Raw genomic sequence first — 14,538 nt, 5'->3', positions numbered from 1 at the left:
TGGCAACAACGCTTCTATAATTAGAAGGGTTATGCCAACTCAACATGTTTTACTTTAACAGTAACATCACAATCTATTGCTATCCTATGTGTTTCTGAATCTAGTTGGTTTAGTGCTGCAATCAATGTTTCTTTGTCTGTTTGTAATTGTTTCACCCTGTTTTCCAAATGTATGCTGTCATTTCCATAACGTTCATTTGCGCTTAAAATCTGTAAGTTTAAAAACTTAATTTTATCACTTATAAGTGAAAACAATACTTCTCTTGCATCATTTATGGAATAGGTGCTGTTAATTAATTTAAGCTTATGGTCTTTCATACTGTTTTTTTTAATTACACTGCAAACTTCCGAATAAATATTTATATATTTTTATTTATATTTTTTATATTTATTATAACTTATAACTTATGGATTACACATTAAACCAATTAAAAGTTTTCCTGAAAGTGGTAGAAAAACAGAGTGTCACCAAAGCTTCCGAGGAGCTACACCTTACCCAACCTGCCGTTTCTATTCAGTTGAAAAAATTTCAAGAAGAATTTGACATCCCTCTAACAGAGGTTATCGGAAGGCAATTGTATGTTACCGATTTTGGCAAAGAAATAGCAGCATCCGGACAGAAAATACTTGATGAGGTATGGGCAATGCACCATAAAGCTGCAGCCTATAAAGGCTTTTTAACAGGACAATTAAAAATTTCAGCTGTTTCCACAGGAAAATATGTAATGCCTTATTTTTTAGCAGATTTTTCTCAAAAACATCCCGGTATAGAATTAAGTATCGATGTTACGAACAAATCAAAAGTATTAACGCAGTTAGAGCAAAATAAAATTGATTTTGCGCTGGTATCGGTTCTTCCGGAGCATATTCAAGTAAAACGGGTTGAGCTGATGCAAAACAAACTATATATGATCCGGAAACGATTTAAAGAATCCGTAGAAGCAGTGTATAAAGCCGGGGAAGTGCCCCTAATATATCGGGAAAAAGGGTCTGCTACGCGGCAAGCAATGGAAAACTATGTTAAATCTTATAATATTTCTTCTAAAAAATCTATTGAACTTACATCTAATGAGGCTGTAAAACAAGCTGTGATGGCAGGTTTAGGGTATTCCGTGATGCCTTTGATCGGTATTAAGAATGAACTGTTAAACAACAGCTTGGAAATTGTCTCTATAAAAGGGCTTCCCATTACGACCTATTGGAATTTAATTTGGCTGAAAGAAAAGCAATTATCCCCTATAGCAGAAGCTTACTTGCAGTTTATCGGAACACATAAAAGTGCTGTTATTGAGGAGCATTTTAACTGGTACGAGAAATATTAAAATAGCTAATTAAAAAACCCTGTAAAATTACAGGGCCTTGATCAAAATATTTGTGCTTCTAAACTTTATTAAACTCCAAGTAATTGTTTTCTAGGATCAATAATACTGAGAACATCATCAATTCCGGGTTGGTTGAAGCCTTTAAAGCCGGCATTTCGCTCTAAATTTTCAAAGTGAGAGCCTATGGCTCCGAATTGACGGAAGTTATCGGCTGCTTCGGGTGACATATGGCCTGCTGCTTCCAATGTATCAATACGTTTAGGGTCTACCGGCCACCATTCTCCTATCGTTAATACTTGATAAAGATGTGGAAAATCTGAGAACGGTTGCATAATGTCAATCTTCAAATCTGCAAATTGCTCGTTCAACTTTTTTGCATCATACATGCATTCTAAGTGGTTCAAACCGGCTTCCAACATACTTTCTCCGTGCATGGCACACCAAAGGCCGGCACGTCTTAAAGGATATAAAGGTTTTATGTTTTTGTCATGGGCAAAATCAATATCAAGTTCTTCAGGTGACAAATCGATATCTGCAAAGATTACTGATCCTAATACAGGTTGTTCCAACACTTGAGAGCCCCATCCTGCACCAGCTCCAGCATAAAATAACTCACGGCATTCGAAGCCTAGTTTTTCAAGGACTATGATAGTCCTGTAAAAATATTCCCTAGAACTATCAAATGTATGATGGTCTTGGTTTGCCCAACCTATTCCTATTTCATCTTGTCGCTTCTTTTGGATACGTCCTGCTGTGTTTCGCGTCATCCAGTATTCACGCTCAGCTCTTAGAAATAAATCACACGCCCAGTGAGGTCCTATATCGGCCACTGCTTTGTCTACTAATTCATCTGCATGGTCAAACCCTTCAGGCACTGTATCAAACTGGCGTCTTCTCGACCTGAATACTTGTTGGTGTATCCTAGCCAGTCGAATTTTTTCATCTGACGTGTCTGCTACTTCAAAATCTGTAGTCCCATGGCGTTCTATTGCCCAAAAGTCAACTCCTTCTCCTTTAAAGACCAATGCTTTTCTTAACTGGCTGTCTTTTTTGCCTTCAATAACCGTTTCTATATTGTTGGCTTTAATGAAATCTTCTACAAATTCTACTTTAAAATAAACTTGCTCAGAGCCTTCTTTTAAGACAAAGGCAGGGAACAAACCGGATTCGTTTTTGAATATTTTACCATCTGATGATATCCATCCTTTTGCTTCCATATAAGGGATAAGGCTTGAATCATTAAATGTAACATGGTCCAGTATGTCACGCATCCGAACCGCAACTTTATCTAGCATGTAATCAGCATATTTCTTTCCTTCGGGGCACGCTTCATAGATTTTTTCCATTGCCTGAGACAAAAAGCTTTCTGCTTCTGTTTCTATTTTCCAATCTCCTGTACTGTTCATGAGTATTAATTTTATTCTATTATTTGTTTCGCTTTTGTTTTCTCTATTCTTCTTACAGCTATATATTCAGCTGCTTTAACCGTTGTTATTCCTTCTTCTTTTGATTTTTTATATATTTCTGCCAGCGTTCCTGAAATAGCTTTTTTGACATTTTCAAAGCTTTCTTCTTTGGGCACTCCTTCTGCTTCAATAATAGTTATCCCCATAGCCCCTCCAAGGCTCACTACATAATCAGGAGCATATAAAATACCTCTTTCACGAAGTCTTTCGGCATCTTCAGGAGTTGCAAGCTGATTATTGGCTGCTCCCACAACTGCTTTACATTTTAATAATGGGATGGTTTCCGAACTAAGTATCCCACCCTGCGCACAAGGTGCAAATATATCGCACGCTGTTTTATATATTTCGTTTGGGTTTACATATTGGTAGTCTTGTTCTACACTATACTTATGGATACGGTCTTCATTGGTTTCTGTAAAGAGAACCTTGGCCCCCGCTTTTCTGAGAAGCTCCATCAATAACCCCCCTACATTACCCGCTCCTTGCACTAAAACTGTTTTCCCCAAAGGGCTTGATGCTCCATACAACTCATCACAGGAAGCTTGAATTCCTGCAAAGACACCATGTGCTGTTGGGATTGAGGATGATCCGGCTCCTCCGGCTGCTTCTGTCCTAGAAAAGACATAGGGTCCTGCTGTTTGATATAAAACATCCATATCTCCTGAAGAGGTACCAATATCCGGACCGGCATAGTATCTTCCATTCAGTCCTTTTACGAGGCTTCCAAACCGTAATAGAAGCCCTTTTCGTTCTTCAGGGGTCAATATTCCCGGAGGGGTTAATATAACTGTTTTACCTCCTCCCCATTGCATATTAACGGTGGCAAATTTGTATGTCATTGCTTTAGAAAGCTTCAGGGCATCTTCTGTAGCTTCTTCCAGAGAGTCATAGTTCATCATACGGGTACCTCCGGCCGCCGGGCCTCTTTCGGTTGAGTGAACAGCTATAATGATCCATGCACCAGTCTCATTATCATAATGAGTGACGAGTGTTTCCCCTCCCCATTCTTTAAGTACGCTTTCTAATTCCATTAATTTATTTTATTTAATATCCTACCGGGATTTAAAATCCCTTTTGGATCAAACGCTTCTTTTATACGTTTCATTAATTCAATTTCTTCCTTTGTCCGGCTAACAGACAGCCATTTTTTTTTGTCAATTCCTATTCCATGCTCTGCAGATATAGATCCATTCAATTCTTTTAATGGCGAATACACTATTTCATTAATTTTTTGTTTGAGCCCTTCTTCATTGTTCTCTTTTCCGACAATAAAATGAATGTTCCCATCTGCCAAATGTCCAAAAGCATGTACATGCTTAATTTTTGATATTTCTTTTAATTTTTCTTTTACTTTTTCAACATATATGGCTATTCTATCAACCGGAATACTAATATCAAAATGTTGCTGGTACGGCGATAGGGTATTTATCATCCCTACATCTTCCCTAATATTCCAAAACCAATCCATATCAGCAGCTGAATAAGCTATTACCGCATCTTCTAGCATACCTTTTTGCATAGCGCCTTCCAATACTGATTCCATTTCTTTTCGTCCTTCTTCCTGATTGCTCCCCAAAGTTTCTATCAGCACATAAAATTCAGAACCTTGCTGTATAGGTGGCCTAAAAGAGGATGGTGGGGATGTTAATGCTTGGTATGTATCTCCCCACATAATTTCAAAACCACTTAATTGTCCCGAGAATTTCTTGTCTGCATATTTCAAAAATGCTACTACATCAGTATATTTTTTGAATGCAATAAAGGCATTATTGCGACTAACCGGCTCTTCTTCTAATTTTAATACTGCCCGAGTAACAATCCCTAAGGTACCTTCAGAACCAATAAATAATTGATTCAAATCGTAGCCGGTATTGTTTTTAATAATTTTTTTCAATGAACGTATGATGGTGCCGTCTGCCAAAACGGTTTCTAGTCCTAAAATCATATTTCTTGTCATGCCATACCTCAACACCCTCAATCCCCCGGCATTGGTTGCAATACATCCCCCTATTTGGGCTGATCCTTTTGCACCGAAGTTTAATGGGAAAAACAGCTGTTTTTTTGATACCTCCTCATGTATTTCTTCTAATATGGCTCCTGCTTGGACAGTCATCGTCCGGCTTAACTCATCCACTTCCTCTATCTTATTCATTCGCTCTAAGCTAATGACCAAATCTTCCTCATTAGACCTCGTTCCCCCTACCAGACCTGTCAGACCTCCATGTATAGTAACCCTTTGTCCATGTTCATTACATATTTTACAGAGAGCTGATACTTCTTCTGTCGATCTAGGCAGTACCACCATCTTTGCCTTTATAGGGGTACCCATGTTCCAAATATGGTCATGACGTCCTTCCAGATGTTGTCCCATTAACAACACTTCCTCACCTAACTCACTCATTATGCTACTGATAAGGCTATTATTTTGCATGGCAAAGCGAAGATAAAACATTTCATTAATAAAAATAAATGTTTAATTTTAATCAATTAATAATATATTTGTATTATGAATTTACAACAATTACGAAATGCTCTTGTACTGGCAAAGAAGTTACATTTTACCAAGGCTGCTCAGGAAGTAAACATTGTTCAGCCTGCGCTAAGCAGGCAAATACGGCAATTGGAAGAAGAGGTTGGTGTTAAATTATTTGTTCGTGATAAGCGTAATGTTGAGTTAACTGCTCCGGGCAGCTATTTTATAAAGGAAATTGAAAAAATACTTGCGCAAATAGAGCGTATTAATGAAAAGGCAAAAGAGATCGCCGAACAAGGTTCTGGAGAAATACGGATAGGTTTCACGCATTCGGTTATGCAAACTATATTACCAGAAGTTATCAAGAAAATACGAATGTCCAAACCCGGCGTAAAAACTATCTTAATGGAAATTAATAACAGGGGACAATTCCAAGCATTGCAAAGTAAAAAACTAGATATTGGCTTTGCCACAAACCCGCTTATTCCTCCTGAATTAAAAGGAGAGCGTCTCAGTCTGGATAATTTTGTAGTCCTAGTACCAATGGCCCACCCTATTAGCCAAGAGAACTATAGTGATTTTTCTGCCTTTGCCAACGAAGAGTTTATATTTCCGCCTATGGCTGACGGATCTAACTATCTTCGGATTATAGAATCTATTTGTCTGGATGCAGGTTTTGTGCCAAAAGTAACCCACATTACCAGTTCGGCAAGTACCAGTTTTAAGTTGGTAGAGGCTGGTATGGGAATTTGTATTGAACCAAAAACATCGCTTCATAAACAAGAGCTTCCTGTAAAGGTTATTGAACTAAAAAATATTCCTCAAAAAGCTGAGCTTACCATGATATGGAATGAAGATTTTGAAGTTGAATACCCGGAACTTTTGGCACAACTAAAAGACTCAAAAAGTTATAAAAGTTTATCTTCGCTAAAAATATAAATGCCTTATCCATGAAAAATGTACTGCTCGTTTTTATTCTATTAATATCATTTCAATATAAAATAGTTGCGCAAAAAGATTTCTCTAATTCTGATATTACTAAAGTAGTTTTATTGGGAACGGGCACTCCCAATCCCTCCCCATACCAATCGGGACCATCTACTGCTATTATCGTAAATGACGTTCCTTATATTGTTGATTTTGGCCCCGGGCTTATCCGGAAAGCGTCTGCCATGTCGCCTACTTATGGTGGCACTATAAAAGGGTTGGAAGTGAAAAACATTAAACGGGCTTTCTTAACCCATCTTCATTCTGATCATACTACCGGATATCCTGATCTTATTTTTACGCCTTGGGTACTGGAACGGGATGAACCTCTTGAAGTATATGGGCCTGAAGGAATTAATGAGATGACACATCATATTCTACAGGCTTACAAAGAGGACATTAAATACCGTTTGTATGGATTGGAACCTGCCAATGATCAAGGGTGGCGTGTAAACAGTCATGAGATTAAAAAGGAAGGTGTTGTTTATGAGGATGAAAATGTAAAAGTAGAGGCCTTCCCTGTTCCACATGGTTCCTGGCCCAATGCTTGGGGGTACAGGTTTACTACGCCAGACAAAGTGATTGTAATATCGGGTGACTCTGCTTACTCAGAAAAAATCATTGAATATGCAAAAGGGGCTGATATTTTATTGCATGAAGTGTATTATAAAAAAGGGTATGATAAAAAAGATGATTTTTGGAAAAAGTACCATGCCCGGAACCATACTTCGACCCTAGAGATTGGGGAAATTGCAAAACAGGCACAACCGGGATTGGTTATATTGTACCATATCTTATTTTGGGGGGCAACGGATAAAGACCTTCTTGATGAGGTTGCAACCAAATACAAAGGGAAAGTAGTGGTAGGAAAGGATTTAGATGCTTATTAATTGTATTTCACTATTTATATGAAAAAGTGCTATTTAATCATATTATTTTGTGTTTCTCTTTCATGCAATGGAGAAAAAAAACAGCTTTCTAATAATACTTCGACAATAAAACCTGTTACTATGACAGACAGTATAACCGACATGAAAACTATAGGGTTAATTGGAGGCACCTCCTGGCATTCTACCATCGATTATTATCGATATATCAATCAAATGGTCAATGATTCTTTTGGCAATAATACCAATCCTCCATTGGTTATGTACAATCTAAACCAACAAAAAGTATTTGAATTACAAAAAGCCAATGATTGGGACGGTATTGCAGCTATGCTCATAGGTGCAACTAAGCAGCTAGAAAACGCAGGAGCTGAAAGCGTACTTTTCTGTGCTAATACGCCACATAAAGTGTATGATATGGTCGTAAAAGGGTCAAACATTCCAATAATCCATATTGCAGATAAAACGGGAGTGGCCATAAAACAGAAACAACTTAAAAAAGTTGGTTTGATCGGGACTAAATATACTATGGAAGGTGACTTCATTAAAAAAAGGATTGCTGAAAACTACCAAGTTGATGTTATTGTCCCTAATGCCGCTGCTCAATCAAAACTGCATGAAATCATCCAAAAAGAACTCACAGTAGGAATTTTTAAAGACTCAACGAAACAATATGTCCTCAGTCAAATAAAAATGCTCCAAGATCAAGGTGCAGAAGGGATCATTTTAGGGTGCACAGAGTTTCCCTTAATTATAAAGGAAGAGGATTTAACTATCCCCTCGTTTAATACTACATTGTTACATGCAGAAGCTGCTGTAGATTTTATTTTGAGTAAAGAATAGTAAAGGTTATAACATTTTTAAATTAATCACCTCTTGTTTGGTAAGATGGCGCCACGTACCTCGTGGTAAATCTTTTTTGGTAAGGCCTGCAAACACCACTCGGTCTAACTTAATTACTTCATATCCTAAGTGTTCAAATATCCGACGGACAATACGGTTTCTACCACTATGAATTTTTATACCTACTTCTCTTTTTGGAGCACCTTCTATATAGCTGACATCATCTACCTCTACAAATCCATCTTCCAATGTTAGTCCCGTTGCTATTTTTTTTAGATCGGTATGTTTCAAACTGGTATTTAGTTCTACATGATATAATTTTTGGATGCCATGCTTTGGGTGTGTCAATTTCTTAGCCAATTCGCCATCATTGGTAAACAATAATAATCCGATAGTATTTCTATCTAAACGACCTACTGGCACTAATCTGGATTTAGATGCTTTTGATACGAGTTCCATGACCGTACGCCTTCCTTTCTCATCTTTTGTAGTAGTAATAAATCCTTTGGGTTTGTTGAGTAATACATATTCTTTTTTTTCGGGGGTAATGAGTTTTCCATCAAAACGGACTTCGTCAGCCAACTTTACCTTATAACCCAGTTCTGTGATTACTTTACCGTTAACTATTACATTCCCCGACACTATATAAATGTCCGCATCGCGGCGTGAACAGATCCCGGAATTCGCAATGTATTTATTCAAACGTAGCTCGTTCGGTTCTTTATAGGTTTTGGATGTAACATTTCGCTGTGTTTTTATGGGTGCATTTCCTCTTGCATAGCTCTTCTTCCGATATTGCCCTCCTTGTCTCCCAGAAGCTTTTCCACCTTTATTTTTATCTGTCCTACTCATAAAAAGAATTTGTTGCAAAGGTAGTAAAGTAAAAAGAGGGAGCGTAAAACTTTTATAGTATCCTATTTAAAACTAAGTCAATGTCAATCAATAGGATACTGAACACCCCTGCTACAATGATTAATTTTAAAATAGAATGTAACACAATGTAATGGAGTTTATACTTAGACTTCCATAAAAAGAATATGAAAACGATTAGTAAAACAGCACTTGCATAAAAATAAAGGTACATATAGCCAATTGAAAAATAGGCAATCAAGAGATAGGAAGGAACTAAGGTAAAAAGCGCCAGTACTGTTAAAAATATTTTGGACACATTTTCTCCATAAAGCACCGGTATGGTCTTATATCCTGTTATTAAATCCCCTTTTAAATTTTCCAAATCTTTTACAAGTTCCCGCATGGCGATGAGTACAAACAAAAAAGTAGCATGTACAAAAATGACTGTTTCAACATTTTTATAGTAGATAAATACCGCAAAGAAAGGTGTAATTGCCAATAATGCTGCTACGAGGTTCCCAACAAATGGGATTTTTTTAAGTCGGTGCGAGTACAGCCAGATACCAAATATATATGCAGAGAAAAAAACAACTGCGCGAAAGGATACATAACTGGCAAAAATGACCGACATAAGATTGAGGATAAAATAGCCGGATAATTTGGTGTTTTGACTTACCAACCTATCAAGCATTGTTTTTCTTGGCCGATTGATCAGGTCTTTTTCTGCATCATAAAAATTATTGATGATATATCCGGAAGCTATTGCTAGTGCAGACGCTGTTACAATAGCAAAAAGATTACTATCTAACACTACTTTCCGCAATGGCCAATCGGGAGCCAGGATATAAATGGAAGCTAAATATTGTGCAATGGTAATAACAAGTACATTGTACCCCCGAACCACTGAAAAAAGGCTCAAAAACTTGAGGACAATCAGTTTGTTTCTCCGGCTTATCATAGAGATGGGGGTTAGAAGTTATAAACCACCTCTAAATGATAGTTATTAAGTGATTTTCTGGTTCTTTCAATGTCTTGTGTAAAGCCTAAGATATACCCTCCACCGCCTGAACCACAAAGTTTTAGATAATAGTCATTTGTTTCAATCCCTTCCTTCCAAAGCTTGTGAAATTGCGCAGGGATCATTGGCTTAAAATTGTCTAAAACTACATGTGACAATTGCTTTAGGTTTCCAAAAAGTGACTTTATGTCTCCCTTAAGAAAGTCTTCCACACAGGCATCTGTATGTTTAACAAATTGGTCTTTTATCATTTTACGAAAGCCTTCCTGCTTCATGCTTTCCATAAAGATGCTCACCATTGGTGCAGTTTCACCTGTTATACCACTGTCTAATAAAAATACAGCTCCTTTCCCTTTTTTCTTTTGAGAAGGAATGCCGGTAGGCTCTATATTGTCCTTGGAATTGATAAGGATTGGGATGCTCAAATAGCTATTGAGAGGGTCTAAGCCCGAAGATTTTCCATGAAAAAAAGATTCCATCGCCCCAAATATCACTTTAAGTTTGAGCAACTTTTCTCTGGTTAAATTTTCAAGGACTGTAATTTTATCATTTGCATATTTATCATAAACAGCAGCTACCAAAGCCCCACTACTACCTACTCCATAGCCTTGCGGAATACTACTGTCAAAATACATCCCAGATGTTATGTCTTTTTTTAACGCATTTAAATCAAAGGTTACTAATTCGGATTGTTCTTTTTGAAGCACTTCTAGATAATCAGCAAATTTTTTGAGGTTTTCATTGGATCGCTTCATCTCCTGATCAGGTTCTGAAGCTAGCTTTAATCCTCCATTATAAAAGCTATAAGGTATTGATAGCCCTTTAGAATCTTTAATAATTCCGTATTCGCCAAAAAGGAGAATTTTAGCATAAAACAAAGGTCCTTTCATATTTTAATGTATAATCGGCTGTTATTTATTGTATTTGAAAGCAAGTTATATTTTTTTCGCCCCAAAACCAATACAATCACAAATATACTGTTCGTTTTCACAATACGCAACTAACTCATTCTTAATAAATTCCAAAACTTTTGCTTTCTCTTCCTCCGGATATAAAAGATGAACATTGGCTCCGGCATCTAATGTAAAACATACTTTAGAGCCTGTTGCTTTTCTAAACAACCATATCTTATTAATTATTTCTAGCGTGTTTGGCCTCATTAATATAAAATACGGGGTGCTTGTCATCATCATCGCATGCAAGGTCAATGCCTCACTTTCTATTACTTGAATAAATTTTTGGATATCTCCTTCTTTAAATATTTGTCGAAGGTTGTCCAGGTTTTTATGCGCTTGCAAAAAACGGCTCTCTGCAAATGGGTGCCCCTTCATTAAATTATGCCCGAGTGTACTACTTACTTGTTTTACGCCTTTATCAACCAATAAAATAGTGTCTTGGTATTTTCTAAACACTTCATGTACCTCATAAGGATATGGTATTCCATATATGTCTGAGCTTCCTTTTATCATTTCATGATTTCCCCAAACCACTACATTTCCTTCTATGCTACGGCATGCACTGCCCGATCCTAATCGTGCCAAGAAAGATGCTTTTCGTTTAAAAAAAGTCTCTGTTATTTCAGGGTTGAGCGTTTTTTCAATACTCATAAGGCACAGTGCTAAAGCACTCATACTACTGGCTGATGAGGCTATTCCGCTACTATGTGGAAAAGAATTAGTAGTTTTTATAGTAAAATGACAGGATCTTATAAAGGGCACATAGCTTTCAATACGTTCAAAAAATGCATCAATTTTTGGTCTGAATTCATCCTTAGGTTTCCCTTCAAAAAAAAGCTCAAAAGAATAGGACTCTGTTTTTTTTGGCAACTTATTAAAAGTAACTTCAGTAGCAGTCGTACAATTGCTTAATGTAAAACTAATGGAAGGGTTTGCAGGAATTTGATTGGCTTTTTTTCCCCAGTACTTAACTAATGCAATATTACTAGGGGCCTTCCATGCAACTGTCCCGTTATCAATTATTTTTGTATAGGGAGCAGGTATAAATGCTTCTTCAGTCATATATTATTTTGTTTGAACAAAGGTAGTATTTAGGTTCTAACATGTTATTGTTTACGTCAAATAAATTACTATTTTAGTGATGTACTAACCGCCGTTTATGACAAAAAAACGCATTATCCGAATTGCCATTTCAGTAGCTGTGTGCCTACTTATTGGTTTTTTATCGAGTTTTGCTACCCGAAGCTCTGTAAATGATTGGTACGTAACATTAAACAAGCCTGTTTTTACACCTCCTAATTGGCTTTTTGCCCCTGTTTGGACCGTTCTTTACATAATGATGGGAATTGCTGCAGGGATTGTATGGGCAAGAGGTTTTTACCATGTTTGGGTAAAAACAGCTTTGTATCATTTTGGCTTCCAGCTACTTTTTAATGGACTGTGGAGTATTGTTTTTTTTGGTTTTAAAGAACCCTTTTGGGCATTACTGATAATTTTAACCTTACTTATTTTAATCGTTCTTACTATAAAGTGGTTCAAAATAATTGATAAAACTGCTGCATATCTTATGGTTCCTTATCTACTCTGGGTGTGTTTTGCTGCAGTTCTTAACTATAAAATCTGGGAATTGAATTAAGTAGTTGCCGCTATGGCATTTGCAGCCATATAAGCCCCTGTCCAGGCATTTTGAAAATTAAATCCTCCTGTAATCGCATCAATATTCAATACTTCTCCTGCAAAATAGAGGTTTTTATGAAGTTTACTCTCAAACGTTTTAAAATTGACTTCTTTCAAATCGATCCCTCCGGCGGTCACAAATTCTTCTTTGAACGTACTTTTCCCTTTTACTTGATAAACTCCTTGTGTAAGTTGATTGCATAATTCATTTAGTTGTTTTTTAGTGATTTCTGCCCAACGGTCTTCTTCCTGAATACCACAAACCAACACCAATCGTTGCCATAAGCGTTTGGGAAAGTCGAAAGGACATATATTAACCACTAATTTTTTAGCTTCTATTTGTTTGTGTTTTTTTAATACACTCCCTACTGAGTCAAAAGTTTCTCCAGGCAACCAGTTTATTTGTATTTGAAATTGGTGCTCTAAAGCATGTAATTCTCTTGCGGCCCAAGCAGAAAGCTTTAAAACAACGGGACCACTCATGCCCCAATGTGTGATGAGCAAAGGGCCTTCAATTTTTAATTTCTTTTTAATCCCTGATACCACTTCAATGGCTGCCAAAACACTTAATCCTGCCAGTCCTTCAATCCTGCCATCCTTTATATTGAAAGTGAACAATGAAGGAACGGGTGGAATGATATGGTGTCCCAATTGTTTAAGGTTTTGCCATATTTTTGGATTGCTCCCTGAGGCAATCAACAATTTTTCCGCTTCAAAAATTCCTTGATTGGTTGATAATTTCCAATCATCTTGACTTTTTTTGATAATTTTTACGGAATGGTTTTTTAATATGTCTATTCCTAAACGCTGGGTTTCTGAAACAAAACAATCTATAATGGTTTGAGATGAATTGGTAACAGGGAACATACGCCCATCTGCTTCTGTTTTCAATTTTATCCCTCGCTTTTGGAAGAATGCAATTATACCTTTGGGAGAAAACGAATGAAAAGGGCCCCGCAATTCTTTTGCTCCTCTGGGATAATGTTTACTTAGTTCAAAAGGATCAAACTCAGCATGTGTTACATTACAACGGCCCCCTCCTGATATTTTTACTTTTGTAAGTACTTCTTTTCCTCGTTCCAGTATGGCTACTTTAAGGCTAGGATTTCTTTCTACTATATGTATCCCTGCAAAAAAACCAGCCGCTCCTCCTCCTACAATAATAACATCTTTCTTCACTCTTCAACAACTTTTTCTATTCTGTCAGGATAATTCGTGAATATACCATCTACACCCAGTCGTTTCATTTTTTCAATGTGTTTTGGTTTATTAACTGTCCATGTATAAACTTTAAATCCTTCTTTGTGAATTTCAGAAATATTTTCAGGGGTTAGGTCTTTGTAATTAGGGTTAATGGCTATTGCATTTAATTCTTTTGCAACAGGTATTGCTTTTATAGGGTTTCCTTCTGTCAATATGGCTATCAAAGCTTTTTCATCTAACTGTCTGTAAGACCTTAATTCGTCCCAATTAAAACTGGATATAATAAAGTCTTCCTCTTTCCACGATTTATTATTTACCGCCTTATCAATAATTTGTTTCACTTCTTTTGCCGTACCTGCTCCTTTTAATTCGATATTCAATTTGCAGCTCCCATCTATGAGCTTAATTACATCTTCTAGCAACGGGATCATATGACCGCCTTTAAGTGTTAACTTTTTTACTTGTGCAAGGGTTTTATTTTCTATTTTTCCAAAACCATTCGTAAGCCTTTCTACCCTTGAGTCATGAAAAACTATAATTTCTTCGGTTTCAATTTTAAATACATCAATTTCTATGGCATCAACATCGAAGTCTAATGCTTTTTGTACAGATGATAATGTGTTTTCAGTCTCATAACCCATAGCTCCCCGATGTCCTATAACAAGAAGGTTTTCATTTTTGATTAGTTCTTTTTTCATATCAACACAGGTTATGGTCATAAACAGTGACAAGGTAAGGAAGATTCTTAAGAGGATCATTTTCATGATTTCTTGGTTTAAATAATGCAGTAGCAATCTTAAATTTTAATAATGAGAATTTGATATTTTTAATGTTAAATTTTTGTAATATTCTCAA

The 14,538-nt window shown here is 36.6% G+C and carries 15 protein-coding genes; 5 read left to right on the top strand and 10 right to left on the bottom strand.

Annotation, left to right across the window (positions count from 1 at the left end):
* Positions 1-29: 29 nt before the first annotated feature.
* Positions 30-317 carry a hypothetical protein gene (locus WBG21_RS09785; protein ID WP_340077380.1) on the bottom strand — a complete coding sequence of 96 codons (288 nt, stop codon included), beginning with the start codon at positions 315-317 and terminating at the stop codon, positions 30-32.
* Positions 318-406: 89 nt separating this feature from the next.
* Here WBG21_RS09785 and WBG21_RS09780 point away from each other — a divergent pair, with 89 nt between their 5' ends.
* Positions 407-1,321, top strand: coding sequence for a LysR family transcriptional regulator (locus tag WBG21_RS09780; protein WP_340077378.1), 915 nt, complete (start codon positions 407-409; stop codon positions 1,319-1,321).
* A gap of 68 nt (positions 1,322-1,389) precedes the next feature.
* On the opposite strand, the gene WBG21_RS09775 is transcribed toward WBG21_RS09780, so the two are convergent.
* Genes WBG21_RS09775 through WBG21_RS09765 form a run of 3 tightly spaced genes read right to left on the bottom strand, consistent with a single transcriptional unit; the run spans position 1,390 to position 5,188 of the window.
* Positions 1,390-2,727: a hypothetical protein gene (locus tag WBG21_RS09775; protein WP_340077376.1), complete on the bottom strand. Its 1,338-nt coding sequence runs from the start codon at positions 2,725-2,727 to the stop codon at positions 1,390-1,392.
* An 11-nt stretch (positions 2,728-2,738) separates the two neighbouring features.
* A complete protein-coding gene (locus WBG21_RS09770; protein ID WP_340077374.1) occupies positions 2,739-3,818 on the bottom strand; it encodes a Glu/Leu/Phe/Val dehydrogenase family protein in 1,080 nt (359 codons plus the stop codon).
* Positions 3,818-5,188 carry an FAD-binding oxidoreductase gene (locus tag WBG21_RS09765; RefSeq protein WP_340077372.1) on the bottom strand — a complete coding sequence of 457 codons (1,371 nt, stop codon included), beginning with the start codon at positions 5,186-5,188 and terminating at the stop codon, positions 3,818-3,820. Before WBG21_RS09765 ends, WBG21_RS09770 begins: the two co-directional genes overlap by 1 nt.
* 105 nt (positions 5,189-5,293) lie before the next feature.
* Here WBG21_RS09765 and WBG21_RS09760 point away from each other — a divergent pair, with 105 nt between their 5' ends.
* The 3 genes from WBG21_RS09760 to WBG21_RS09750 all read left to right on the top strand — a co-directional run bounded on the left by WBG21_RS09760 (position 5,294) and on the right by WBG21_RS09750 (position 7,977).
* On the top strand, positions 5,294-6,199 hold the full coding sequence (locus tag WBG21_RS09760) for a LysR family transcriptional regulator (RefSeq protein WP_340077370.1): 906 nt from the start codon (positions 5,294-5,296) through the stop codon (positions 6,197-6,199).
* 11 nt (positions 6,200-6,210) lie between these two features.
* On the top strand, positions 6,211-7,137 hold the full coding sequence (locus WBG21_RS09755; RefSeq protein ID WP_340077368.1) for an MBL fold metallo-hydrolase: 927 nt from the start codon (positions 6,211-6,213) through the stop codon (positions 7,135-7,137).
* Positions 7,138-7,257: 120 nt separating this feature from the next.
* Positions 7,258-7,977 (top strand): aspartate/glutamate racemase family protein, encoded by a 720-nt coding sequence (locus WBG21_RS09750; protein ID WP_340077366.1) that lies wholly within the window; start codon positions 7,258-7,260, stop codon positions 7,975-7,977.
* A gap of 6 nt (positions 7,978-7,983) precedes the next feature.
* On the opposite strand, the gene WBG21_RS09745 is transcribed toward WBG21_RS09750, so the two are convergent.
* Genes WBG21_RS09745 through WBG21_RS09730 form a run of 4 tightly spaced genes read right to left on the bottom strand, consistent with a single transcriptional unit; the run spans position 7,984 to position 11,865 of the window.
* A complete protein-coding gene (locus tag WBG21_RS09745; RefSeq protein WP_340077364.1) occupies positions 7,984-8,829 on the bottom strand; it encodes a pseudouridine synthase in 846 nt (281 codons plus the stop codon).
* 52 nt (positions 8,830-8,881) lie between these two features.
* Positions 8,882-9,787, bottom strand: coding sequence for a geranylgeranylglycerol-phosphate geranylgeranyltransferase (locus WBG21_RS09740; RefSeq protein ID WP_340077362.1), 906 nt, complete (start codon positions 9,785-9,787; stop codon positions 8,882-8,884).
* Positions 9,788-9,798: 11 nt separating this feature from the next.
* Positions 9,799-10,737 (bottom strand): mevalonate kinase family protein, encoded by a 939-nt coding sequence (locus WBG21_RS09735; protein WP_340077360.1) that lies wholly within the window; start codon positions 10,735-10,737, stop codon positions 9,799-9,801.
* Positions 10,738-10,782: 45 nt separating this feature from the next.
* Entirely contained in the window at positions 10,783-11,865 is a 1,083-nt protein-coding gene (locus tag WBG21_RS09730; protein ID WP_340077358.1) for a diphosphomevalonate decarboxylase, read from the bottom strand.
* Positions 11,866-11,962: 97 nt separating this feature from the next.
* Here WBG21_RS09730 and WBG21_RS09725 point away from each other — a divergent pair, with 97 nt between their 5' ends.
* Positions 11,963-12,439: a TspO/MBR family protein gene (locus WBG21_RS09725; protein ID WP_340077356.1), complete on the top strand. Its 477-nt coding sequence runs from the start codon at positions 11,963-11,965 to the stop codon at positions 12,437-12,439.
* Here the strand turns inward: WBG21_RS09725 and WBG21_RS09720 are convergent.
* Positions 12,436-13,659 (bottom strand): BaiN/RdsA family NAD(P)/FAD-dependent oxidoreductase, encoded by a 1,224-nt coding sequence (locus WBG21_RS09720; protein WP_340077354.1) that lies wholly within the window; start codon positions 13,657-13,659, stop codon positions 12,436-12,438. The two genes, WBG21_RS09725 and WBG21_RS09720, sit on opposite strands and share 4 nt — an antisense overlap.
* Positions 13,656-14,381, bottom strand: coding sequence for a glycerophosphodiester phosphodiesterase (locus WBG21_RS09715; protein ID WP_340077352.1), 726 nt, complete (start codon positions 14,379-14,381; stop codon positions 13,656-13,658). The genes WBG21_RS09720 and WBG21_RS09715 overlap by 4 nt, the downstream gene beginning before the upstream one ends.
* Positions 14,382-14,538: the final 157 nt, after the last annotated feature.

Source organism: Leptobacterium meishanense (assembly GCF_037645805.1).
Classification (GTDB): Bacteria; Bacteroidota; Bacteroidia; order Flavobacteriales; family Flavobacteriaceae; genus Leptobacterium_A; species Leptobacterium_A meishanense.
Note: the sequence above shows the minus strand (reverse complement) of the source record. Positions and strands in the feature narration are given on the sequence as shown.